Annotated in this window: 14 protein-coding genes; 1 reads left to right on the top strand and 13 read right to left on the bottom strand. The window is 47.3% G+C overall.

The genetic code is table 11. The features are described 5' to 3' along the window. Positions 1-80: 80 nt before the first annotated feature. The 4 genes from I2I11_RS12260 to I2I11_RS12275 form a co-directional block, all read right to left on the bottom strand. A complete protein-coding gene (locus I2I11_RS12260; protein ID WP_196267990.1) occupies positions 81-1,328 on the bottom strand; it encodes an NAD(P)/FAD-dependent oxidoreductase in 1,248 nt (415 codons plus the stop codon). A 1-nt stretch (position 1,329) separates the two neighbouring features. Further along, complete coding sequence (locus I2I11_RS12265; RefSeq protein ID WP_196267991.1) at positions 1,330-2,331, bottom strand: 4-hydroxyproline epimerase; 1,002 nt, start codon at positions 2,329-2,331, stop codon at positions 1,330-1,332. Positions 2,332-2,341: 10 nt separating this feature from the next. Continuing rightward, entirely contained in the window at positions 2,342-3,796 is a 1,455-nt protein-coding gene (locus I2I11_RS12270; RefSeq protein ID WP_196267992.1) for an aldehyde dehydrogenase (NADP(+)), read from the bottom strand. A 73-nt stretch (positions 3,797-3,869) separates the two neighbouring features. Further along, the gene (locus I2I11_RS12275; protein ID WP_370582974.1) at positions 3,870-4,799 is read right to left on the bottom strand and encodes a dihydrodipicolinate synthase family protein; all 930 of its coding nucleotides are present in this window, start codon (positions 4,797-4,799) and stop codon (positions 3,870-3,872) included. A 201-nt stretch (positions 4,800-5,000) separates the two neighbouring features. Between I2I11_RS12275 and I2I11_RS12280 the strand changes: the two genes are divergently transcribed. Continuing rightward, entirely contained in the window at positions 5,001-5,888 is an 888-nt protein-coding gene (locus I2I11_RS12280; protein WP_196267994.1) for an AraC family transcriptional regulator, read from the top strand. 70 nt (positions 5,889-5,958) lie between these two features. Here I2I11_RS12280 and I2I11_RS12285 read toward each other — a convergent pair whose 3' ends face one another. The 9 genes from I2I11_RS12285 to I2I11_RS12325 form a co-directional block, all read right to left on the bottom strand. Continuing rightward, the gene (locus I2I11_RS12285) at positions 5,959-8,286 is read right to left on the bottom strand and encodes a S9 family peptidase (protein WP_196267995.1); all 2,328 of its coding nucleotides are present in this window, start codon (positions 8,284-8,286) and stop codon (positions 5,959-5,961) included. A gap of 348 nt (positions 8,287-8,634) precedes the next feature. Beyond that, positions 8,635-10,221, bottom strand: coding sequence for a RagB/SusD family nutrient uptake outer membrane protein (locus I2I11_RS12290; protein WP_196267996.1), 1,587 nt, complete (start codon positions 10,219-10,221; stop codon positions 8,635-8,637). 23 nt (positions 10,222-10,244) lie between these two features. After that, a complete protein-coding gene (locus tag I2I11_RS12295; protein WP_196267997.1) occupies positions 10,245-13,211 on the bottom strand; it encodes a SusC/RagA family TonB-linked outer membrane protein in 2,967 nt (988 codons plus the stop codon). A gap of 971 nt (positions 13,212-14,182) precedes the next feature. Then, positions 14,183-16,894 (bottom strand): glycoside hydrolase family 127 protein, encoded by a 2,712-nt coding sequence (locus I2I11_RS12300; RefSeq protein WP_196267998.1) that lies wholly within the window; start codon positions 16,892-16,894, stop codon positions 14,183-14,185. 491 nt (positions 16,895-17,385) lie between these two features. Then, positions 17,386-18,546, bottom strand: a complete 1,161-nt coding sequence (locus tag I2I11_RS12305; RefSeq protein ID WP_230680186.1) for a glycoside hydrolase family 88/105 protein — start codon at positions 18,544-18,546, stop codon at positions 17,386-17,388. Positions 18,547-18,617: 71 nt separating this feature from the next. Continuing rightward, on the bottom strand, positions 18,618-19,958 hold the full coding sequence (locus I2I11_RS12310) for a BNR repeat-containing protein (protein WP_230680189.1): 1,341 nt from the start codon (positions 19,956-19,958) through the stop codon (positions 18,618-18,620). Positions 19,959-20,079: 121 nt separating this feature from the next. Next, complete coding sequence (locus tag I2I11_RS12315) at positions 20,080-22,236, bottom strand: glycoside hydrolase family 43 protein (RefSeq protein WP_196267999.1); 2,157 nt, start codon at positions 22,234-22,236, stop codon at positions 20,080-20,082. A 165-nt stretch (positions 22,237-22,401) separates the two neighbouring features. Next, entirely contained in the window at positions 22,402-23,670 is a 1,269-nt protein-coding gene (locus I2I11_RS12320; protein ID WP_230680193.1) for a DUF2264 domain-containing protein, read from the bottom strand. Positions 23,671-23,793: 123 nt separating this feature from the next. After that, the gene (locus I2I11_RS12325; RefSeq protein ID WP_196268000.1) at positions 23,794-25,404 is read right to left on the bottom strand and encodes a RagB/SusD family nutrient uptake outer membrane protein; all 1,611 of its coding nucleotides are present in this window, start codon (positions 25,402-25,404) and stop codon (positions 23,794-23,796) included. Positions 25,405-25,416 lie beyond the last annotated feature (12 nt).

Consider the following 25,416-nt stretch of genomic DNA (forward strand, 5'->3'; position numbering starts at 1 on the left):
CCTTACCCTCATCTTACCAGGTCTGAATCTTCAGCATGTTCTGCATTACTCATGCATAGACATTCCTCCTGCTTATTCCACTAGCTATATCTGTCCGGAGAGAAGGCTTCTATTAAGACCGGCGCTTTCCTGTTCATCAGTTGCTCTGCCAGAATCTTTCCGGTGGCCGGCGCTAAACTGATGCCCATCATACTATGCCCCGTTCCAAACAGTACATTGTCCCAGCGCTGCGTAAATCCGATGTAGGGCAAGCCATCCGGCGAGCAGGGCCGCAGGCCGCTCCATATATTCTTGGCATCAGGCATGGGACATTGAAAATCACTATAGTACCTGGAAATGGCGTTATGAATGCCCTTTACGCGGTTGATATTTTTTTTCTGATTGTCGTCCGTAATCTCCATGGTGCCACCAAAGCGCACTTCTTTGCCGAAAGGTGTTACGGCTACTTTTCCTTCTACAAGTATGGCCGGGCGCTGAATAGCCGGGGAATTTTCTGCCAGGAAGCTATAACCTTTTCCACCCAGCATTGGCATGTTTATTTGCAGTTTTCTGGCTATCTGTCCAGACGCGGAGCCGGCAGCGATAATAACATAATCGCCGGCATAGTCTCCTTTATCAGTTATAACAGCGTTAACCGTGCGGCCAGTGCAGGCAAAATCAAGCACTTCGGCATTCCGTATAATTTTAACGCCCTTGCTTTCCAGTTGCTTCACCAGGAAATGATTTAACTTGGCAGGGTTCAAATGGGCATCACCCGGGAAAAATACGCCACCCAACACGTCCATACCTGCGTATGGCTCCAGTTTCTGCACATCCTCCTGCGACAACACCTCTGTTACAAGGCCATGCTGGCTGGCAAGATGGGCAAACTCAATTTCTTCCTGGGCGGCCTCCTCGGTTTTATAAAGCATCAGAAGGCCTTTCTCCTCCAGGCCCAGATCAGCGGCAACATGTTGTTCTGCCAGGCTCAGATAAAGGCTTTTGCTGAACAGGCTAAGGCCTTTAAGGTAAGGAATACTATAAGCTACATGCTTTTTGGTAGCAGACTGATAGAAGAGCAGGCACCATTGCAAAAGCCTCCTGTCTAATTTAGGATGTATATAAAAGGGGCTGGTGGATGAAAACATCCACTTGAGTCCTTTTCCTATTATGCCGGGCGACGCGAGTGGCACAATATGGCTGGGAACGATCATGCCTGCGTTTCCGATGGAGCAGTTGGCCGACAAGTCTCCTTTATCCAGTATGGTTACTTCAAAGCCCTCTTCCGATAAATAGTATGCAGTAAATAAACCAATAATACCGCCTCCGGCTATTACAACTTTGCTCATATTATATCACCTGAAATCCGTGTACATAAGGGTCTGCTTCATCCAGAAATATCGAATTTAGGCCGGTTACAATGGCCCAGCCTTCAATACCTGGTAATATAGCCGGTTTACCTGCTACCGTTGTTTCTCCCTCAATAGTGCCTTTAAAAATGGAGCCGATGTAGCTTTCGTGTATAAACTCCTGCCCTGGTTTTAGCAGGCCTTTGGTATACCACTGGGCCATCCGGGCTGAAGTGCCTGTGCCGCACGGAGAACGATCAATGGCTTTATCGCCATAAAAAACAGCATTACGCGCCGTAGAAGTTGGCTGTAGCGTATCGCCTGCCCAGAGGATGTGTGAAAGCCCGCTTATAGTAGGATTCTCCGGGTGCACGAAGGTGTACTTCCTGTTCATCCTTTCCCGTATCACCCGGCTCCAGGCAATCAACTTATCAGCAGTAAATTCCTGTAGGCCCGGGAAATTCTCCTGGGGATCGATAATGCCGTAAAAATTGCCACCGTAAGCCACGTCCAGTTTTAGCTCTCCCAATTCCGGACATTCAACCGTTAAATTTTCGGCTTCCAGGTAGGAAGCCACATTGGTAAGTTTTACTGTTTTTACCTTGTTCCCCTCCTGGGTGTAGCTTACTTTCACCAACCCTGCAGGTGTTTCCAGGCGCAGCTGACCGGGTACTTTAGGCGTGATTAATCCCTCCTCTAATGCAATGGTAACGGTTCCGATCGTACCATGCCCGCACATGGGCAGGCATCCGCTGGTTTCAATGTAAAGCACCGCTATGTCGTTTTCAGGATCGTGCGGCGGGTAGAGTATACTTCCCGACATCATATCGTGGCCACGCGGCTCAAACATCAGCCCTTTCCTTATCCAATCATACTCCCGCAAAAAGTGCTGCCGCTTTTCACTCATGTTTGCTCCCTGCAATATCGGGCCGCCGCCTGCTACCAGCCGGACGGGGTTGCCACAAGTATGGGCATCGATGCAGAAAAATGTTTTCCTTGCCATAGTAGGGGTGCTATATGTTGTCTTTGGTGAGCTTTCCGTCAATGGTACGCCAGATCGATAAAGGGTTATCATCCTGTAGTTCCTGCGGCAGCAGTTCCGCTGGCGCAGACTGGAATGTAACAGGCCTTGCAAAACGCTTGATAGCATATGCCCCGACGGAGGTACTGCGGCTATCAGTGGTAGCCGGGAACGGACCGCCGTGCGTCATGGCATAGCTTACTTCCACGCCCGTTGGTACTCCCCCGAAAAGTAAGCGCCCGCATTTCTCCCTTAATGTGTCTGCCAGGCTGCCTGCCTGTATCAGTTCTGATGTGGTACCCCATACCGTACAGGTAAGCTGCCCCTGCAACTTTTCTGCCGCCCTTTCCAGGTCCTCCAGCCCATGATAAGTTACTACCAGCGTAAAAGGGCCGAATACTTCTTCCTGCAGCGCCTCGTTTTGCAGCCACTGCTCTAACGAAACTTTAGCCAGGGCTGCATTGCCAACCAACACATCTTCATCCGGTGCCAGCAGCTTTTCAACACCGCCTGCAGCCAGCAACTGATTGACGCCTTTGTAGTAATTGCTGCAGATACCTTCGTGCAGCATTTTATTCGTTGGAGCGCTCTCAAGCTTTTCGGAAAGCTCCTGCAGAAAGCTTTCTGTTGTATCATTCTCCGGGTAAAAAATAAGGCCCGGATTGGTACAAAATTGTCCTACTCCTAACAGTACTGATTGTGCAGCCTGTCCGGCTAACTGCTTACTTTCTGCTTCGGCTTTTTCAGGAAGTATAAAAATCGGGTTCACGCTGCCCATTTCAGCATAAACGGGGATAGGTTGTGGCCGCTGGCATGCCTGATCAAAAATGGCTTTACCTCCTTTGTAAGATCCGGTAAAAGCGACCGCCTTCGCTTCAGGATGCTTTACCAGTTCCTGGCCTATGTCTGCGCCACCGCTCACGTGCTGAAAAACAGCTTCGGGCAAGCCACAAGCCTGCAGTGCATTCTGAATAGCCTTATACACCAGCTGTGATGTTTTAGGATGTCCTGGATGCTCTTTGTAGATAACGGGGCACCCGGCAGCCAGTGCCGAAGCTGTATCGCCGCCAGCTGTAGAAAAAGCGAAAGGGAAATTACTGGCCCCGAAAATTACTACCGGCCCTAACGGCACCAGCATTCTGCGCAGGTCGGGGCGGGGAGCTGGCTGCCGGTCAGGCAGGGCCGTGTCTATCGTTGCTTCCGTCCAGGTGCCCTCGTCTGCCAGGCTGGCGAAAAGCTGCAGTTGGCTTACAGTCCTGCCCCGCTCTCCTGTCAGGCGGGCAAGCGGCAGGTTAGATTCCTGATGCGCTGTTTGCAGCAATTCGTCGCCAAGTTGCTCTATTTCAGCGGCAATGGTTCTTAGTAAATTTGCCTTTTCGCTGGCTGCAACTTTCTTATATACTTTAAATGCTTCTGCTGCTTTATCGAATACCTGGTTAAGTGACATACTCTGCTATGTTAAGGTAAGCATCATTATTCTCCAACCCCGCTGCCATACATTATACTTCTACACTCATCTTCTAAAAAGTTGGAACTGCCCGGAGCTCCTTTTGCAACTCAGGCAAAACAGGCCGGTTCTCCAGCGCTTTATTAATAACCGACAAAACGTGCTCCCGCTCATCTCCTTCAAGCGGCATGCGTGGCAGGCGCACGTTTTCTGTACCAAGCCCGGCTTGCACCTCCGCCAGTTTAATGTTCTGTACCAGCTTTGGATGAACATCAAGCTCAAGCAGCGGAAAGAACCACCTGTTTATCTTAACTGCCTCTTCACAACGTCCGGCTTTGATCAATTTGTAAATAGCAACTGTTTCAGCCGGGAAGGCGCATACCAGGCCGGCTACCCATCCGTGTGCACCCAAAACCAGGCTCTCCAAAGCTATGGTATCAACCCCGGAAAGAATCTTAAACCTGTCACCAAAACGGTTGATCATTTTGGTAATGTTGGACACCTCCCGTGTAGATTCCTTTACCGCCTGTATATTACTTATATTTGCTAACTCCTCAAACATATCTAGGGTAACAAGTATGCGGTAATCGATCGGATTGTTATAAATCATAATCGGCAGGTCCGTTGACTGAGCTACCGCCTTAAAATAAGCAACCGTCTCTTTATCATCTGCCTTGTACCTCATTGGCGGCAGGAGCATCAGGCCACTCACGCCATTTTTGCGGGCAGTATCAGCAACTTCTATTGCTTTAGCTGTTGTTTGTTCGGCAATATTAAGGATTACGGGCACTTTGTTATCAACAAAGGCAACCGTTTCCTGTACCAGCTTAATTTTTTCTTCATCACTTAATGTACTGGCTTCTCCCAAAGTCCCGCCCAGAATGATTCCATTTACGCCGGCCGCAAGCTGGGCCTCAATATTTTTTAGGAAAGCCGGAATATCAAGCTCATCTTTATCGGTAAACTTTGTGGTTACGGCCGGAAATACTCCCTCCCATTTTATAGTCATAGCATTTGCAAATTTAGGTGACTGAATTTTATACGATTTGAAATATATGGAACAAAGCTAAGGTGTAGGCACAAAATTTGGGAACAGTATTTTATCCATTTCTAATACTATACTATCTAAATTGAACCTGATTCTTTAAATTACGGTTAAAATTCGTTAATATACCTGCTGTAAAGCATAAATCAGATTAGTTCTATGAAACCCGTCCATTTTAAAATCCCACGAACCTCCGGCGAATCTATCCGCGTGCAGTATGAGGAGCAGGAGCACTTCTATGATAATCTTCACTTCCATCCGGAGGTACAGATTATGTTTATCCATGAAAGTTCCGGCACCCGCCTGGTGGGTGACAGCATTGGCAGTTTTAAACCCGGTGATATTTTGTTATTGGGCCCGGACCTGCCGCATGTTTTCCGTAACGATAAAAAGTTTTACGAACCGGATTCCGGTTTAAAGGCGAAGAATACTTCTGTCTTTTTCGATACAGATTCTTTCGGTGAAAAATTCTTCTCGCTTCCGGAAGTCTATCCTGTCACAAAGCTTTTGCTTAACAGCAAAAGAGGTATAAATGTAAGGGGCGAAACGAAACATACATTAAACGGGATGGTACAGGATCTGCCTTTGTATCATGGCTTTAGCAAGCTACTGCAGGTTTTTGCTATTCTCGACCTGCTTGCCCGCTCCAAAGAGCTCGAACTGCTATCGTCTGTCGGATTTGATGGTCCTCCCAAAGACTCCGACAGCAAAAAAATCAATGATGTATTCACTTACATCATGGACAACTTCTCTGAAGAAATCAAGCTGCAGGAAGCTGCTGCTGTTGCTAATATGAGCGTAAATGCCTTTTGCAGATATTTTAAGCATCACACCCGCAAAACCTTTTCAACGTTCTTAAATGAGATTCGCATAGGGCATGCCTGCCGCCTGCTGATAGAAGACAAATGGAATATACGGGAAACTGCCTTTGCGTGCGGTTATGATAACATTTCATACTTTAACAGGCAGTTTAAAGATATCACCAACTATACGCCTTCGGAGTACGTGAAAATGCACCGCGAGAAATTTACGCCTCATCTGGTTTAAAGTGTTTTTGCCGGTACAGGTTGAACCCAGGGCTATTTAGATTAAGCCCCGGCTCTGCCTGTACTGTTTGTCAGGGCGCCTTCACAATACCGGATTGTCCTTCCCACTCCGGCGGGTCTACCCCGATAAGATGCTTTACAAAAAAGTCCCGTCGTTTGTGTTCTCCATAGTCTCCTCCCATAGAGTGGCCCATGCCCGGCACCATCAAAAAGTCGAAGTTTTTATTCGCTTTGATAAGGGCATTCATGAACTGCATGGTAGACGCCGGATCCACATTATCATCCATTTCGCCCAATATCAGTAATAATTTACCCTGTAGCTTATCTGCATGTGTTACGTTGGAAGATGCGCTATACTGCGGCCCGATAGGGAAGCCCATCCATTGCTCGTTCCACCACATTTTGTCCATGCGGTTATCGTGGCACCCCGAAGAAGATACGGCTACCTTGTAGAATTCAGGATGAAACAAAAGAGCGCCCGCAGAACTTTGTCCTCCGGCAGAGTTTCCGAAAATCCCGACACGGCTTGTATCCATATAAGGATACTTCCGGGCGGCTTCTTTTATCCAGGAGATCCTGTCCGGGAAACCTGCATCCTTAAGATTCTTCCAGCAAACGTCATGAAATGCTTTTGAACGGTTAGAGGTACCCATCCCATCCATTTGCACTACAATAAAACCCAGTTCCGCCAATTCGTGCAAAAACTGGTACCGGAAATCAGGATTGAATGTTTTCGGCACAAACGAGTCCTGCGGGCCGGCATAGATGTACTCAATCACCGGGTATGTTTTAGAAGCATCAAAGTTTGTGGGCCTGATGATGATTCCCCAAATGTCGGTTTTACCATCTCTGCCTTTCGCCGTGAATACCTCCGGCTTTTTCCAACCGGCACCTTCCAGCTTTGTGATATCTGCCCTTTCCAGTTCCATCAGCACCTTACCGTCGGCGGCACTTCTCAGAACCGTAACCGGCGCCATATCCACCCGCGAATAATTATCTACAAAGTATTTATTATCCGGGGAGTAGGTAGCCGTATGATTCGCGTTTTCAGTAGTTAAGGGGGTAAGTCCGGTGCCATCAAAGTTTACCTTGTAATACTGGATCAGGTATGGGTCCTGCCCCTGTTCCCGGCCGCTGCCTTCAAAAACAATCGTTCTGGAAGGTTCATCCACCTGCACCACGTCACGTACTACCCAATCGCCTTTTGTAATTTGGTTCTTTACTTTCCCGGTTTCACCATTGTACAGGTACAGGTGGTTCCAGCCATCTCTCTCCGAGGCCCATATAATTTCTTTGCCATCTGCTACATCGTAGCGATACTTTTTGCCACTGTAGTCGATAAAAGTTTTGCTGGTTTCTTCTACCAGGTCTTTTACTGCGCCTGTAACAGCATCAACCTCCAGCACTTTGTAAACCTGGTGCCCACGCTGGTTATACTCCACCGTAAAAGCACGGCTGTCTTCCCGCCAGTCTGGGTTTGATATACTATATTGATTCGGAATTAAAGAAGGATCTATACTTATGTGTTTCTTAGTATCAACTAGAAAAAGCTGGGGTGTCTTCTGTGGCAGCGCATCTCCCGGTTTAAGATAATTGCGTGAGTGAAGTTTAGGCTGGAGTTGGTCGTCCGGCGAAGATTCAATCAAATAGACAAGATGCGGCTTATTGGGGCGAACCTTGTTTGTCGCCAATTTCTTGGAATCTGGCGACCAGTTTATAAAAGCGGAGTAATATTCACCTGCTGATCCATCATAACTCAACTGATATTCTTCATTCTTATCAGTGGCAGATTGTATATAGACGTCATAGTTTTTAATATAGGCAATCCACTTGCCGTCAGGTGAAGGCACAGGTTTATTGTTGAGCTCATCAAAACCGTCCCCCCAATATCTGTTGGACCGCTGCCCCGCCGACGCTTTGCCCTTATCCTGAATTTTGTATGAGTTTAAGGTGCTGCGCCACTCTTTCCCGTCTACAGTAAACTCTATGGCTTTACCGTTATCTGCAAAAGTGATAACAGAAAAAGGGAGATTGTACGGTTCTACTTGCCTGTTCAGTGCGGAGGATAAGCTCCTGGCTAATTTCACCTGGTCAAAAGCCGGTTTGCGTGTCTGCTTGTGTGCATCTACCAGAATGAACTCCTTTCCTCTTGGCGTAGGATTCAGATACCAGAATTTGCTATCCTTTTCCAGCCAATGAAAATTGCGGGGGGCATAGAAGACTTTATCTTTTAAGACCTCCTTTAAATCCTCGGCTCTTTGATAATCAGCTTTGGTGCCTTGTGCCTGGATAGTATTTGAAACACCAAGAAGTATAGCTACAATATAGGCGGCTACAACTGCATAGGCCGGCTTATATTGCCAGGCAGTTTCCCTGTTAGGGTTATTAGGACTAGGCATAAAAGATTGTTTTGGATTTCTAATTCATGCAAAAGACGCCTTAAACATTAAAAGCAGCTTGTCATATCATTAAAGTATGGCATTCCCGAGCGAGGCGAAATATTAAGTATAAACAGCTTAAAGCTAAGGCATGCTCAAAAGCTACATGTTTTATACTTTATCTGTTTTCTTCTTATATTCAGCTAACAAAAATCTTTACTCAGGACAAGTATAAAATATAATTATCAGTGCATGTATAAACCTATAAATAATATCTGGCTCGACATGTACACCTTTATACAAGGAAGTCTGCTCACCGCCTCTGTAGTGCGCAGAAGCAAATGAGCAGAAACCAACCATCAACAACAATTAATAACCTGGATTTTGAGTTAAGTTAGGGTTCTTGCTTATTTCACCCTCCGGTATTGGGAACAAGGTTTTTGTTGGATCGCTCGGCCTGTGGTTGAACCATGCTTTAGTTGAAAATACACCAAAACGAATCAGATCCTGCCGGCGATGTGCTTCTGCCGCAAACTCCCAGCCCAGTTCATCCAGAAACCGGCCATACTTAATATCGGCTCCCCCCTGTTTATCCGTAATGCTGCCATCTTCTTCCTGATAGCCATACTCATAAGTGCTTCCCTGCATCAGTTCATCACCCGTTACCACTGCTTTATCAGGGTTGGTAGCCCTGAATGCTCGCTCACGCACCTGGCTTACCAGTTCAGCGGCTTCAGCAGCTCTTCCGGTTCGCAAGAGGCTCTCCGCTTTCATCATGAGCACATCGGCATACCGGAACATGGGATAGTCATTATCAAGGCCGCCTGTTGCACCCATTTTGATAGCATACTTGCCAATGCGGTAGCCATCATTAGACTCTGTTCCGGCCATACTTGGCACATCTTTCTGATAGTCAATCACTACTTCGCCGGTTGTAGCACTTTTTTGCGGGCCCATAATCCAGGTATCCCCTAGCCGGCCATCTTCCTCATCGTAGGTATCGATAAACTGTGGTACGGCACAATTACCACCCCAGGGGCCTGCCTGCATGGCATACACAAACCGGCTCAGCGGGTCCAGCGTTTTCATATGAACCTGGTTCTGAGGACCGTAAATTTCGTCATAAGGTACCGCGAAAATAATCTCTTTTGAATTCTGATTAGTCCAGGTAAATACGTCCGAGTAGTTCGGGTCAAGCACATACTTGCCACTGCTGATAATGTCATTACATTCCTGTATGCATTTTTCCCATTGTGGCGTACCGGTATATACTTCCGCATTCAGATAAATTTTTGCCAGCAGGGCTTTAACTCCCCACTTGTTAAGCTGGCCGTAAGTACTGGATGGATCGTCGCTCAAGAGTGGCAATGCATCTGTCAGCTCCTTTATCACAAAGTCATATACCTCCTGCCGTGTACTCTGCTTAGGAAGGCTTGCATCTCTGTAATCTGTCACGATAGGCACATTGCCGTGGTTATCCAACAAAAGATAATAAGCAAAAGCCCTGGCAGCTTTCAGTTCCGCCATTAAGCTCTCTTTGCCATTTTCGATGGCAATGTCGCCATCTTCAATCTGTGATATCACCCGGTTAGCCGTTGTTATACTGCGATAAGCGCTCTGCCAGGTGTTTTCGGGTTGCCATTGCAAAGGGTCCCACCTGTGCTCGTGCATTCGCAGGTACGTACCGCCATCGTACCATCCGTTGGGGCGGGCAGGAGTTATAATGGCATCCGCACTTTCTTCCTGCAAATCAAAATATCCCTGCCAGCCCATCATTAATCCCCGGAACGACGCATAAACCGGTGCAACAATAGCGGGAATATCTTTTTCGGTGGGGTGAAAGCTACTGGCAAGTACTTCTGAGTATACTTCCTCGTCCAGGTCAGTACAAGAGCTTATCAGGCCTGTTGCCCCTATCGAAGCAACCAGCATATATAAAGTAAGTTTCTTTTTCATAAATATGCATTAAAATTAAAACCTTAAAATCTTACACTCAGACCAGCTGTAAACGTGCGGGTTGTAGGATATTTATCACGTTCATCGTTGCCAGGGTTGAAGCCTGTATAATTTACGCCTTCCGGATCGATGCCCTTATATCCTGTGATAGTAACCAGATTGAGGCCGGATACATAAATTCTGGCATTCTTGACAAAACTTAGCAGATCAGATGGCAAGGTGTACCCCAGGGTCACATTATCTATTTTCCAGTAATCGCCTTTCTCAATGTACTCGCTTACGTACACCAAATCGCTATTGAGTCGCTGGCCATAAACCGGATCATAGGCGGTTTTAAGCATATTGTAGGCTGGGTTCTTAGGGTTTTCGTAAAACATTCGCTGGAAGTTGAGGATTTCATATCCAAATGCACCACGCATGTTTACAGCCAAATCGAAGCTCTTAATTGTGAAGGAGTTATTCCAACCTACTATGTGTTTGGGTATGCCGTTGCCATAGTATTGTCTGTCTTCCTGCTTGGCATCGTTGATAGGAATTACTTCCCCGTCTTTGCTTTCAATTAACCAGCCTCCGTTCTCGTCAACGCCGACAGTTTTCCATACATAAAAGTTCCCGATAGGCTCCCCAACTTCTACCCGGTGTGTATAATCCTGAATAGGTTCTCCTGTGTAGCCTGAAGTAAAGAAATCGTTCGTAGCTTCGAATTGGTCGTTTGAAAGTGAAACCAGTTTGTTACGGTTTGTGGAGTAGGTCACATTAGAGTTCCAAGTAAAATCAGTATTCTGAACCGGTACAAAATTTACTAATACTTCCAAACCTTCATTTTGCAGCGTACCGGCGTTAATCAGCATGGAACCAATTAAGTAAGGAGGAGTAGGCACTTCGAAGTTGTACAGCAGGTCATTTACATGTCTGCGATAAACATCTACTGAACCACTGATCCTATTGTTCAAGAATGCAAAATCCAGACCTGCATTATACTCTTCTTTCTTTTCCCAGCGAAGATCGGGGTTGAAATTCCGGGCCGGCACAAAGCCTGGCACCCACTGCCCGCCAATATAAGCTCCGTTGCCCCTCGTAAAATTGTAGCTGATTTGCGACTGGTAAGGATTGCTGGCGATAGTACCTGTTACACCATAGCCTGCTCTTAACTTCAGGTCAGTAATGGCAGAGACATTTTGTAAAAAAGGCTCTTTACTGATGCGCCATCCGGCAGAAACAGCAGGGAAGTTACCCCATTGGCTGTTAACGCCAAACTTTGAGGAGCCTTCACGCCGTAAACTTGCCATAAAGAGGTATTTATCGTCCCAGCTATAGGTAAGCCGGCCAAACACCCCCGCCAACTGCCATTTTTCCTTATAGCTATCCATATCTGCCTGACCAGCCTGAAGTGCCTGTCCGGCTCCCAGGTTGTTCCAGCCATAGGCATCTGTAGGGAAATTCCAGTTACTTGACGAAAAACCCTCGCTTATCTCGTCCTGCCAGCTATAGCCACCCAGGATTGTGAAGCGGTTCCGGCCAATGGATTTAGAGTAGTTGCCTGTTAGTTCCAGCAGGTTTTGCCTGTTTGCGCTAGTTCCCCTTGACGCATTACTGTTTCTGTTATTTAACCAGGTATCGGTATGGTTGAAAGTTGTGGCATAACCACTTAATGAGCTATACTCGTTATGAGAAACCAGCAGCTTTAAATCCAGATCCTTTATGAGTGTATAATCCAAACTACCGCTCATCCTCATTTCTCTGACAACATTCTCCGAATTTGCTTCATAAATCCTGGACACAGGATTTTCGTAGAAGTATCCGTCTCTCTGCTGCCATCCGCCTTCTTCGTTTCTGACATAATCGGTAGGGTTACGAATAATTGCCTGCCGGTATGCATAACCATCTGCGCCGCCCTGTTTGGCCGATGTAATACGATTTATAATCTGAATATTTGCTCTCAGTTTATCATCAAACATAGAGTGATTTAAATCTACCCGCCCTGTGAATCTTTCCTGCCCGGATCTCAGCAGAATACCTTCCCACTTCCGGTAATTAAGGGATGCCGTTAGGTTTGTGTTTGCATTCCCGCCAAAGAACGTTAAATTATGGTTCTGGCTTACAGGAGTTTGCATGATCTCATCCAGCCAGTCCGTATTTCCGCCATAATCTGTATAGTCGATTCCTTCTTCTTGTATAAGCCGGCGGTAGTCATCTCCTGTCAGCAATTCCGGTCTCCTGGCAATTGTCTGCACATTTACATAGGTATTATACTCTATGGAACTACGCTCACCCCGGTTTTTACGGGTAGTAATTAATATTACGCCCCCGGTGGCTCGTGTTCCATAAATAGCAGCTGCGGAACCGTCTTTCAGCACATCCATCGATTCTATGTCTTCGGGCGCTACTGTGTTAAGGCTGCCTGGTATGCCGTCTATCAGCACCAACGGATCTGAGGAACCATTGATAGATGTTATGCCTCTCAGGTTAATCTGGGTGTTAGCGGTAGGGTCTCCACTTGGGGTAGTTACGCGCAAGCCTGCTACTTTTCCCTGTATCAGTTGCGCAGCATCGCGCACAGCCCCTTTTGTAAATTCATCACGTTTTACACTAGCTACCGAACTGGTTACATCGCCTTTCTTCTGCGTACCATAACCTATCACAACTATCTCCTGCAGTTGCTTTTGATCTGGAAGTAACTTTATGTCAAGCTGAGTCCGGCCATTGAGCGGCACTTCCTGGGGAGTAAAGCCAATATAACTAAAAACCAACGTAGCACTTTCAGGAACAGAAATCTCATACCGGCCTTCCGCATCTGTAGCAGTAGCGGTAGTAGAACCTTTTACCAGTACTGTTACTCCCGGCAGGGGATTACCATCTTCAGAAGAGGTAACTACTCCTGAAACCTGTACATCTGCTACTGCGACAAACCGGCTGCCGCCACTGTTAGCCAGAGCTGTTCCGCTCCAAATGCAAGGAACTACGTTATACAATAGTACATAGCTCGACATTGCAAAGATTTGTTTAACCAATTTCCATTTCATATTGTCTTAAAATAAATAATGTTAAAATCTATTTTGAAAAATTACTGAAACAATAGCTTACCCAATGAAAAGAGTATAATACACCCCTTGTTAAACATGCTTAGAAACTGCGGGAAATATGGTGTATATATGTTCAAATAAGGCCGAAGCCACGATAGAAACTAAACAGAAAACCAATGCTTACTATCAGGGGCACAGGCGGCACATACCATATCCTGGCTTGTTTAGTATGTTATCTCTATATAGCTTGCGCCTTGTCCTTCGGTTCTGTTGCCTTTTATAAGCCTGCACTCATCACTTGAGGGCAGTTAAAAGTCAGATGAATATCTTACGGAATAAGTGTTATTGTAACCCTTATTAACTTATGCTAAAGTAGTAAAGAAAATTACCAGCAAATTCATTAATGTTAGCTATTCCTAATACTATATTAACATTTTGGTCATTTTGTAGCTACTTTTAATCTATGAAGTATAAAACAGGGAACAAAAGGCTGGATAATGGCCTTCAAAGCATCAAGGAGGCACTCTTTCAATTATATTCGTTCAGCTGCATCCGGAATACATGATAGTGTTTGCAGAAAAAGCAGGCATCAGGCTGTGTTAATAATTGACGGAATAACATCATTGTTGCAACAATTTACAAGAAGCCTCCATGTAGCCGGAGGATGTTTTACGCCTATCGTTTAAGGTACAGAGACAGCGTTTTATTAATTTAATAAGCTCGTTGCCGTATTATAATTTTTGTAAAGATCTCGTCGATATGGCGGGGTGCCCGGGCGATATTGGAAGAAACCAGCTTCTTTAGCACCAAATTGCCGGATAAGTATAACAAAGGAATTGCTGACAGCTATAAACTTCTACTATGATTGTTGCTTTATAATCATAGTAGAAGTTTCGGTTAACCTCATGGGCATATCATGTACTACCGCAACGTGTTCTTTATTTTTTTATCCATACAATTGAGCTTGGAGTTTTATCAGTTGAATATTGAGGTAACGCAGTCGGTTCGATGCGGTTGAGACGAGTATAATTAGGTATTGCCACAAGTGGGGTTCCGTCGGCCCACGTTCCCTTAATAGTCATAACGCCTCTCAATAAATCGCCGCGCCATTCCAGAGATAGTGGCGTAGTGCCAATGGACTTACTAATATCCTGGTGATCAGCTGTTTCAACATTATACACCAACGGACCATAACGCAGGGCAACCCTATCTTTATCTGCCTCAATTTTATTGCTGGCTGTAATTTTCTGAATTTCCATTGGCAATACCAGATCAATCTTATCGCCCTTCTTCCATTTACGCCTGATGATGGCATATCCTTTTTCAATTTCCGGAGTTACAGGCTTCCCGTTCACTTCCAGTGATGTAAGCCCGCTAACTTGTGGAGTAGGAGTATACAATTCACTCGTCATACGGTTAGGAACACGAACATAAATGGTGAATTCCTTCGATTCCTCAGGATTTACAGTCATAGAAATGTTACCGCTCCACGGGTAGTTGGTTTTTTGAACCATTTCAACGGTTGTGCCTGCAACTTTATCAACTTTGATTGTACTGCCAATAAACATATTTACATACAAGCCATCATTCCCTCTCACATATGTCCAGGTAGGCATCATTAGCAGCGTTCTCGGGATGTTACCTACGCAGCATGGGCAAACATGCCATTTGTAGCGCGCCTGCGAAGAAGAGAGCGGGTTGGTATAAAAGAAATTTTCACCTTCAAGATCCAATGAGCCCAAGAGCGCATTATACATGGTCTCTTCATACAAATCGGCATATTTCGCATCATGGTAAGCGAGGTTCATTTTGTACTGGAAAAAAATCAAACCAGCGCTCGAACACGACTCAGCGTATGCATTGTTACGAAGAGAATAGTTTGGCCCGAAGCCTTCAGAAGTTTCACCGCTTCCGATACCACCTGTTAAATAATATTTTTTGTTCACCATATTATTCCACAGCGACATTACCGCACTTTGGTAATCTATATCACCTGTTTCTGCCGCAACGTCAGCCATACCCGAGTAGTTATAGGTAGCCCGCACCGCATGCCCTACTGCTTCGTACTGCTGCTGTACCGGTACCTGGCTTTGATCATATTCACTGCCATTGTCGCGGTTATCGAGCAGGAACTTGGCAAGGCTTATGTAACTGTCTCCGTGGCTGCCTTTGCCTTCCATGTCGTTCACAAAACGGCCGAAGCGCACCAGCGCCTGCTCCATTTCCTGATGACCGTCATACCACGCTTTCTTAACCGGGCCAGGTCCTATGTTGGCAACCCAGCAGTCGGCCAGCTTCTTTGCAGCATTATATAGCCGCTTATCCTTGCCCTCTGTAAGGGTGTAGTGGTTGATCGCCGATTCTATGAAATAACCTGCAGTATAGCCTTCATGATTGCCACGGTTTTCCGGCGACCACTTGTCATGCCACCGGGCTGTATCGCGAAGCGTATAGGCTGTCTGCAAATAACCATCAGGCTCCTGAGCAGCCAGAATGATGGGAATCCACTCGTCAATGGTCTTCTTCATTTTTTCCTGCGCCGCAATTATTTCCTTATCTCCCTGCGGATCAACCATCAGCGCCTCGCACATGGATTCAACGGTCTGATGAACCCAGGCATTAGAAAAAACATACCCTTTATGCGAAGCGTGTGGTTCCCCGCGCAAGGCTTTACCCGCTTCGATGAAATTATCAATACCGCCTTCTCCTGTCGTAAGATCAGTCCGGTTAATCATATCGATGCAATGAGGTATCCAGTTTACGATCATGGTCTTAGCCCTGTCACTCCACAATTTGCTATCGATTTTATAACGCCTGGTGTATACTACATCAAGACGTGGGGCCGTAGGCGGCTGATGCACCCTGACTTTTAAGGTAGACGAAGAACTCCGTTTACCTTCTGTTGCGGCTAATGTGAGAACATAATCGCCGGGTGTGGAAAACAGAGCGGTAGTTTCTTTCAGACTGGAATTATTGAATTCGACTTCTCCGGGCCCTGATGCTTTGCTCCATAATACTTTATCGACCGGTGTTACAGACTTAACCTCGCCCGTGAGATATGTTCTTCCGCCTGCCATCACGTCGCGATCAACTCCGGCGGTAACCACCGGTGGGTAAGCCGGCGAATTATCAGTTTTTAACACGACCCATTCAAGAACCGCAGCCGATCCCCTGTCAGCTGAATCTAATTGCAATCGCAGCTTTGTTGTTTTTATTTCATCAAAAGTTGTTGTGTTTAACTGTTTATTAATCAAGCCAAGCCCCGCGGCATTTCTAACCGGCACAAAACTTTTACCATCCCAATACTGCACCCCATATGCTTCGGGCAGGCGAATGCCGTTGTTGTAATTCCACCAATATACTGCAATCTCTTTTGTGCTGACAGGCTGAGTCCATTCATATTGCACCCACAGCATCGTGCGCTTTCTGGGCTTGCGACCTCCGCGCATATTTTCAGTATTCGTTTCCATAAGGCCGTCATTCAGCGCATCTAAAGATGGACCGTAGCGGGCAGAACTCGAAGGAGTGGCAACAACAGCAAGGTTCTGATAAGAAGTATGCGTTGCTTTCTTCTGGCCGAATGCAGGTAAAAATGCGCTCACAATCATATAAGCAACGGCAGTGACACGCAAAAGGCGGGATGCTTTCATATGAAAAACCTTTGAAGTAACTGTTATAACTTTCAGTGAGCAAAGTACTTAATAACATTTAGCCGGTTTTTCATTAGCTTACCTAATTGTAATAGTATATTAACAAAAGAGACTGATTGGTAAAGCAAACCCGGTAGATTTTAAAACCTACCGGGTTTAGAAATACTTACGTCTTCTTTATTTCAATTTAGTATAAGTATGGCAGCAAGAGTGTTTTGAGGGCATTATATGCGAAATAACTATCTTGAAGAGGTGAAGGAAAAAGAAACAGAAGAATGGCCCGAAAACGGTTTGCTTTACCCCAAAAGAACAAAACCGTCAAAATGCGATAGGGCGCCTGCCCCTAGCCCTTGAAGCAGCTCAGCACAAAGATGTTGAAGAACTTCAATCTGGAGTCCACAAACGGCCCATTACCATACTTAAGTATGGTAATGGGCCGTTTTTTTGAGAAGACCACATAAAATGCGGCAGTGCATCAATATTGTTCAGCGTCAGTTTTTAGCTACATAGCGATACATCTCAGAGGCTGCCAAAAGGAACGCACCCACACCGAACCCTGATGTAGAGTTAACATCCACTACCTGTCCCGGAATAGCTCTTTCCCCGATTGGTTGCACGTAGCCTATTTTGCCGCTAGGCTGCAAAGCTACTGTAGTCAGGTAACTATATCCTTTGGCAGCAACTGGCAGGTATTTCTCTTCGTCCAGGTAGCCGTTATTGATGCCCCAAAGCAGGCCATAGGTAAAGAAAGCTGTGCCACTTGTTTCCGGTCCCGGAGCATGCGCCGGATCTAAAATGCTTCTGGTCCAGTAGCCCTCCGGCTGCTGAGATTTGGCAATGGCTTCTGCCATACCTTTGTATCTCTCAACAAAGAACTCCCGGTGCGGGGCATTCTTCGGCAAGTCCTGCAGCACTTTGGCCAGGCCGGCAAACACCCAGCCATCGCCACGCGCCCAGAAATCCTTTTTACCGTTGGCGCTTTTGTGCTTCGGGTAAATATATTTTGCATCGCGGTAATAGAGCTGTTCTTCCGGGTCATACATCACAGAGTCGGCATAGCTGTAGTACACATATAGTTTCTCCAGGTACTGCTCGTTGCCTGTTACTTTATAGAGCTTCGTCATCACGGGCATTACCATGTACAGGCCGTCGGCCCACCACCAGTAGTCGTTGTTGGGTGTGCTCATCTGGTACTCCATCACCTCTCTGGCGCGGGCTATCTTTTTCTTATCCTTCACTTTGTCCAGGTTGTACAAGTCTATGTACGTCTGGAAGGCGATTTGCCAGTCGCCAAACAGCACGTGCTCGTCATCCTCACCATAGGAGTACTTCCAGTTTGCCTTGTCGTTAGACTTGGCTCCCATCCATTGGTTTTGCTCCGCCCATGCTTCAGAGTAGTCTTTGTACTCCTCGTTCTTCGTTACTTTGTAAGCTTCCATGTTGCCGGTATGGTAGGCGGCAACATCCCAAAAGGCCCGTCCGGGGTTTGGGTTCGTTTTCTGCCAGTAGGTATTGGCTTTGTTGATGACGTTGATAACAGCCTCTTTCGATTCGGGTATCAGCGGATTCCTGGATTTGGTTACTGTGGGGGTTGCGCATGCATTGAGTAACACCATCCATAGCATGAAATAAGCAGACGTTTTGATCTTCATGTGCAAGTATAATACTGAGGTTATCGTTTTCTTTTATCTTGATCTATAGTATAAGTATAGCATTTCTTTCATCAAAAGGTAGGTTTCCACTCCACCACCTGTATGGGCTGGGGTGGAATATTGGCCTGGCCTTCGCCGTCTACCTGCTCGACTTTTTGCACGAACAGGTTTAGTATCCCCTTTTGTTTCCAGAGCTCTGTATCATACGTTGGCTCCCAGGAGCCCAGCGACTCCTGCGTCAGGTCAACAATATTCCACTTCGGGTTTGCCAGCTTATCAATAACAACTGCAGAAGCTTTGTTGCCTCTTTCCACATCCCGGAAAAGCATCAGCACAGATGTTGCGGCTCCGGCATTCTTTACCAGCACCTGCGGCCTTGCAATAGGTATGCGCTTGGTGCCCGCCCCGCTCAGGCTGAAAGGCGTTGTGCGGAAGTCCAGTTGAAGCGATTGCCAGGCATTGCTGTTGTGGTACACCAGATGATATTGCGGCACCTCAGAACCAGCCTCCCGCCAGTAGGTGGCGATAAAAGGGTTTCCCTTTTCATCGGCTCCCATAGAGGTCTGGTTAATCAGTTCGCTGTTTTGCGGAATAGCCCAGGCTTTTTCTGCGGTAGCTTCTGTGATAGGCAGCGTATACTTTTCCCCATTGGATTTTTCCCAGGTTTTGCCTCCATCCCTGGAGCGGGCGTAGCTCAGGTCGTGGTTGCTGGCTACATCGGGGCTCTCGCGCCACACCCACGATACATGTATGGTGCCCAGCCGGTCGATGTACGCCTGCCAGTAAGCATTACGCTTTCCCTCGCCGTCAATGAGGTTGCTGTGCAGTTGAGTCCACTGTTGTGTTTTGGTGTCGTAGCTATTGATGACCATATTGCCCTGGCCGGAGCCGCCATCGCGGTAAAAGAACATGAGGTTGCCGTTCTGCAGCTTGTAAAACTCCGGGTAAGACACGACATTCTCATTCTGGCCCGTCATGGGCATTTTACCCGTCATCTGCAAAGAGCCGGGGCTCACACTGCGGGCGTAGTTCAGCTTGTTGTTGTGGTGGTCCCAGGAAAGATGCAGGTAGCCGGCTCCATCCACCATCATACTGATGGTATTGTGGGCGTCCGCTGCATTGCCTCTGAAATCTGTCTTCCGGATCTCCCAATTATCGGAGCCGCTTTTTCTTTTGGCTAGCACAACAAACCGGTCGGCATCATACCAGGCAGCGTACTGCGTGTCCTGAAAGGTGACCAGGGAATTCTTACGGAACACCACCACGTTCACAGAATTATTTGCCCAGCCATCCGCCACCGTGGTAATAGTCGGCTCCGACAGGCGGGCTGTTGTGCAGGCTGTAACGAGTAAGCAGGCGCAGCATAATAGCCTCACCAACTGCGGCATCTTATAAAAATCCTTGTGAGTCATGTAATAGATTGTGTTCAAATACCTGTCGCAGTAGTAGCTCCTAAGTTGGTAAAATCACTGAAAGGAAGCTGCTGATCTGAGCACAAATCAGCACCACTTGTAAGCCTATACTATCCTGCAATTACTGTTTTATACTGATAGCTTCTATACCCTGATGGGTAGGCTTCACCTGCTTTATACTACCATCGGGGTTAAACTCCAGTTTGTCTATACTTACCTCACGGTTGTAACCGGCTGCGTCTCCCATGGTAATCCCTTTCGGGTAGTTAAAGCGATGGTAAACAATGTACCATTCATCTTTGCCAGGAATTTGAATTACGGAGTTGTGGCCGGTGGCATAAATGCCTGCCGCTTTGTCCTTGGCTATAACTAAATTATTCTCCGGAACCTTTATCTTCCCCAGTGGAGCATCAGAAGTGCCATAACGTACCCGGTAGTTCTCACTGCGCGTATCGTCTTCAGACCACATGAAATAATAAGTGCCATTCCTGTAAAATACCGTGGTGCCCTCCCGAAAAGTGGCATCAGGCGTGAGAATTTTGGTTGTGCCTGGTTTAATGGAAGTCATATCTTCATTCAGCTCGGCGCCGGCCATATATCCGTTTCCCCAGTACAGATAACTTTTGCCTGTTTCCGGATCAGTAAACACATCCGGGTCTATCTGCTGCCCGTTGTCAATGCCTTCCGGAAACTTATCGATTAATGGCTTTCCGGAATCCACAAAAGGACCGGTGGGATCGTCTGCCACGGCAACGCCAATTTTCTGGGCAGCCGTGAAGTAATAGAAGTATTTATACTTACCGTTAATTTTCTTTTCGATGATGGCGGGAGCCCAGGCATTTCTCTTGGCCCAGCTTACATCTTCGGGCAGGTCCAGAATCACGCCTTCATCTTTCCAGTTCACCAGGTCTTCGGAAGAAAAGGTTTTGAAATAAGTGCCCGACCAGTTGTCAAAACCATCGCTGGTGGGATAGATATAAAACTTACCTGTTTTTTCGGAATACATTACATCGGGGTCGGCGTAAAAGCCTTCCAGCAACGGGTTATGGGCTTCTTTTGCAATTACCTGATATGTATGAGGTTCCTGCCCCTGTATGGCTACCGTATAGTTGACCGACCCCGAGGTAAAATCCTGCGTGCCCTTCGGCGTAACGGATACACCGGGCAGAACAGTGAATTCCGGATCAAACGCCCGCAGGTTAGTTCCGTCTTTTACGGGCAGGTATAATGTATGTGCAGCAGTGTCGAAAGCAATATTTGTCTTTTTCAGTTCGCTCGCCCCGGCCGACTGTATTACATCGTCTGCAGTGCCCCACTTGCTCATCAGCCTGGCCGCTTCCGCTGCGGTTATAGGTAGTACTGTACCGTGCCGGGGATGAAAGTTCATACTTACATCTTCGTCAATGACGCTGAAATTCTGTAGATCTTTGCTCCTCGTAAACTGGTACTTTCCTTTTGTATACACATCATACATCAGGATATAATCTTCGCTGTTGTTAAGCTTAAACACGCCGGACCCTTCTACCGGGTCCTTTGTCTGCTGTACATATTTGTCCTGCAGCACATACCCTCCTGTCAGTTGGTCAGAAGTCGCTACTTTTATTCCGGAGCCACTGCCCTCTGTTTTAAAGAACAAATGATATTTACCGTCTTTGAAAATAATATCGCCATCAATAGCAGCTCCGTTGGTGGGACTATAGAAGAGTTGCCTGGGAGTGGTTTCGAGGCCGGTGAAGTCTTTGTTGGCATACGCATAATAGATCTTGTCCGGCTCTTCGCCATGTTTCATCGAAAAGTAGATCATATACTTTCCGGCTTCCGGATCATAAATTGTTTGCGGCGCCCACACCCGGAGCAGCTTTTCGTTGCCGGGGAACTGCTCCTGAATGTTCACCACACTGGAAGTCCAGTTGATGAGGTCGGTAGACTTTAGCAGTACCATGGCCCTGTTAGAATTCCAGCCATTGGCCGACACCATGTCAGTCACCACCATATAAAAGGTTTCTCCATCTGCACCCCGCAGAATATGCGGGTCGCGCACGCCGCCTGTCGAGCTGATGTCTTTTGAATCAACAACCGGATTGTTGTTATTCAGCGCTCTGAAGGTATACCCGTCATTGCTTAGGGCAAACCGGATTGCTTCTTCGCTTTTTGTGTTGCCGGTGAAGTAAGTAAATAAGTATGCGCTATACTTCCCGTCACCCTTCTTAACTTCAGCGCTGCTGGTCTTGCTATTAAGGGAAGAGTTGCCCGTTAGCTGCTGTCCACAAGCTGACATGAGTATACTTAAAGCTATACAAAGACATTTCTGCTTGTATTGGTAGCTGTTATCCAAAATGCTGTACGCCATCTCTATGTTTTTTATCCGATGTAAGTTCTGAAGCTTTATTGTAACTATCAAAATTTCACAGCCCGAACCCTGTGTAATGCCTGTTGAGCACCATCAATGCAAATCCAGCGCATGATCTGCAGGAAAATCCTGTCCTGTCCAGGCCTTTACCGCTGTCCAGGGAGCAGCTGGCGCTGACCAGAAGGTATCGGTTTCCGGTAAGCCAAGCGGCAGGAAGATAGTGGCGCAGAGGTATAAGCTCCCAGTTGTGATATAAAAGTCTGCCGCATCCGGCTGGTAACCATACAAACCGATATTCAGCCAGCCCTTCTTTGTGAAGGAGGAAGGCGCAGTGAGTGTCTTGTTAATAACTGCTGTTAAGGCGCTCCGAACCTGAGCCGGGCTCAAAGATTCCGGCAGTTGTTGCCTCATTGCCATATCCGCCAGGTGATGAAAAGCGCCGCCCCGATAAGCTATAGAACGGCCAATGACAGGATAAGAGCCGTCTGTATTGATTAGCCGTTCCTGTATCTCCGCATAGCGCTTAGTGATCTTATCGAATTCAGGCGCATAGCCCTTATACCTGTTGCTCTTCTTGCCGGCAACCTCCAGGATGGTAGCCAGGTATGGCTGGATAACGTAGCTGTTGTAATAATCCAGAGCGAAGTTCATCCCATCAGAATACATCCCATCTCCCACATACCAGTGCTCCGAGAATTCCCTGATGCCGTACTCTATCCGGACTGGATCATAGTCCATTCCATAGTTAGCGAAAAAGGCTTCTATCATACCTGAAAACAGAATCCAGTTGCTGTAAACCGGAACTGTGTTTCGCGTAATCTTAAAAGCCGTTATCACCTGTTCCTGCACTTTCCTATCCAGGTGCTCCCACAGCCAGGGGCATTTTATCAAACCCAAAGCAAGGAAAGAAGCATCCACCAAAGGCTGCCCTCCTTCCCACTGCATGTAATCTTTAGCTGACGGGTTCACCGCATTGGCAACAGCTTTTAAAGCCCACTGCCGATACTGGTTCCGCAGGGCCACTTCTTCTTTCGAACCGCCCTCCAGGTTAAGCCAGGGCCCGATGCCACTCATCACCCTGCCAAAAGCCTCCAGGTAAGCGACTTTCTCCCGTGAAGCCTTGTTGTCAATCTTTTCAGACAAGGCTACGGGCATTGTCTCTTTCAGCTGATCCGCAGCCAGGTTAGACAAAACCGGCCTGGCTACTTTATCCATGTAGTGCAGCCATAACTCCCTGTCGCTGCTGCCAGGTTGTTTCTTTTTTTGCGCCACTACCACAGGCACCAGGCTGTCTGGCACACAGAATAAAAGGAGCAGTAAAATAGTGGTTAATAATTTCGCCTTTTCTTTAAAGAACATCATTGTTGCTTAATCAACTAAAAAGTACTGACTCTGTGTTCAGGAAATACTTCTAAACAATCTTCAGAGGCACTTCCCGGACACAGAGTCAGGTTATAGATTTATATACCCTGGAATAGCCAGAATTTAGTAACCCGGGTTCTGCTCCAGCACCGCGTCCTTGTTCAGGTCAATTTCGTTTTGCGGAATAGGCAGCAACAGGTTATTTTCAGTCAATCCTGTAATCGGATTGATGGGAGCGTCGTTGTTCAGCCGCGTCGCACGATCTATCAAAGTACCGGTACGCATAAGGGTGAAACGGCGGTTCTCTTCAGCCAGCAATTCACGTGCTCTTTCATCCAGGATAAAGTCTAACGTAATATCCGCGGCACTTACGTGTGGCGCATGGGCTCTGTCGCGCAGCACGTTAATGGATTCGGCGGCTTCCTCCAGCTTGCCCTGCTTAAACTCCGCCTCTGTGCGGAACAAGTAGGTTTCGCCTAGGCGCATCAGGATAAAGTCCTTCCACATGCCGTAGCCGAACACGTCCAGCGGGTCAAACTGGCCCCATTTCATGGTGTAAGGGCAGATGATATAAAGAGTGTCCGGGCCTTCATAAGGCACTTCCGTTTTATAGATGTTGCTGTATTTTGGGGCTGGGTCATTGTACCAGAGATGCCTGTTGATGTTATACTCTGAATTGCGCATATCGCCCTCCGGATACAGGTCATACAGCACCCAATTGTTCAGCCTGATGCGGGCCACGCCCCTGCCACCGAGTGAATCAGCAGGTACCATGCCAGCCCTGTTGTGGTAAGCAGCCTGCCAGACACGGCGCTGCTGCGGGTTATCCGTCATGCCGCCGGGCACATTTCGGGGGTTCTCCGCCTCCATAACCCAGATAGCCTCGGTGTTGCCCTGGCTTCGGCGCTCGTTGCCATAGATAAACATGTCAGAGAAAGGGTCACCCGGCTGGTTAGCCTTGAGACCATAACGCTGGGTGATGAGGCTGAACCGGCCGCTGTTGATCACAACATCAGCCTGCTCTTCCGCCTTGGCGTTATCGCCGGTGCGAAGGTATACTTCGGACAGCAAGTGGTTGGCCATGTACTTGTTGGCCCGGGCCTGCCTGTCAGCAGGCAAATCAGCTATGTCCGGCAGGTTCTCGGCTGCAAACTGCAGGTCCGACACAATAAGGCTGTTCACATCCTCCAGCGGCGCCCGCACAAAATCTGTCTTTGGGGCGGTAAGCGGCTCGGTAACGATTGGCACCCCGCCAAAGGCGGTAGCCAAAACGTTGTAGGCTAAGCCCCTGAAAAACCGTGCCTCGGCTTCAATACGGCTCTTGTTCTCGTCTGTGATGCTGGTAATGTCTGGATTTTTGATGTTCTGGATGATGATGTTGGCATTGTTGATCATCGTATAGGACCAGTTCCAGGTATAATCTGCGGCACCGTCTGTGGAGTTCAAACGGCCGTAATCAAAGTATGGCGCCTCAATGCCCTGCGGCTGTACGGGCCACACAATGTCGGTGCCCACCTGCCACACAGCCGGCCAGCCCTGCGCCCAGCTCACGGAATAGAACGTGCTGTTGTGATTGTAAAGACCTATAAGCGAGGCCTCAAAGCCCGCCTCATCTGTCAGGGTGGAAGGGGCGTAGTTGCTGAGTACCTCTTCGTCCAGGAAAGAATCATCACAGGCTGTAAACAGTTGCAGCCCCATGCAAGCGCAGACGAATATCTTTATATGCTTTTTCATTTTCGCTATTTT

Origin of the sequence: Pontibacter rufus (genome assembly GCF_015694705.1) — a bacterium.
Classification (GTDB): Bacteria; Bacteroidota; Bacteroidia; order Cytophagales; family Hymenobacteraceae; genus Pontibacter; species Pontibacter rufus.

What these genes read in the sequence shown, in the direction of transcription:
- I2I11_RS12325 (WP_196268000.1), bottom strand. Translation starts at nt 25,404, where the DNA reads ATGAAAAAGCATATAAAGATATTCGTCTGCGCTTGCATGGGGCTGCAA.
- I2I11_RS12295 (WP_196267997.1), bottom strand. Translation starts at nt 13,211, where the DNA reads ATGTCGAGCTATGTACTATTGTATAACGTAGTTCCTTGCATTTGGAGC.
- I2I11_RS12280 (WP_196267994.1), top strand. Translation starts at nt 5,001, where the DNA reads ATGAAACCCGTCCATTTTAAAATCCCACGAACCTCCGGCGAATCTATC.
- I2I11_RS12270 (WP_196267992.1), bottom strand. Translation starts at nt 3,796, where the DNA reads ATGTCACTTAACCAGGTATTCGATAAAGCAGCAGAAGCATTTAAAGTA.
- I2I11_RS12315 (WP_196267999.1), bottom strand. Translation starts at nt 22,236, where the DNA reads ATGTCAGCTTGTGGACAGCAGCTAACGGGCAACTCTTCCCTTAATAGC.
- I2I11_RS12300 (WP_196267998.1), bottom strand. Translation starts at nt 16,894, where the DNA reads ATGAAAGCATCCCGCCTTTTGCGTGTCACTGCCGTTGCTTATATGATT.
- I2I11_RS12290 (WP_196267996.1), bottom strand. Translation starts at nt 10,221, where the DNA reads ATGAAAAAGAAACTTACTTTATATATGCTGGTTGCTTCGATAGGGGCA.
- I2I11_RS12305 (WP_230680186.1), bottom strand. Translation starts at nt 18,546, where the DNA reads ATGAAGATCAAAACGTCTGCTTATTTCATGCTATGGATGGTGTTACTC.
- I2I11_RS12320 (WP_230680193.1), bottom strand. Translation starts at nt 23,670, where the DNA reads ATGATGTTCTTTAAAGAAAAGGCGAAATTATTAACCACTATTTTACTG.
- I2I11_RS12310 (WP_230680189.1), bottom strand. Translation starts at nt 19,958, where the DNA reads ATGACTCACAAGGATTTTTATAAGATGCCGCAGTTGGTGAGGCTATTA.
- I2I11_RS12260 (WP_196267990.1), bottom strand. Translation starts at nt 1,328, where the DNA reads ATGAGCAAAGTTGTAATAGCCGGAGGCGGTATTATTGGTTTATTTACT.
- I2I11_RS12285 (WP_196267995.1), bottom strand. Translation starts at nt 8,286, where the DNA reads ATGCCTAGTCCTAATAACCCTAACAGGGAAACTGCCTGGCAATATAAG.
- I2I11_RS12265 (WP_196267991.1), bottom strand. Translation starts at nt 2,331, where the DNA reads ATGGCAAGGAAAACATTTTTCTGCATCGATGCCCATACTTGTGGCAAC.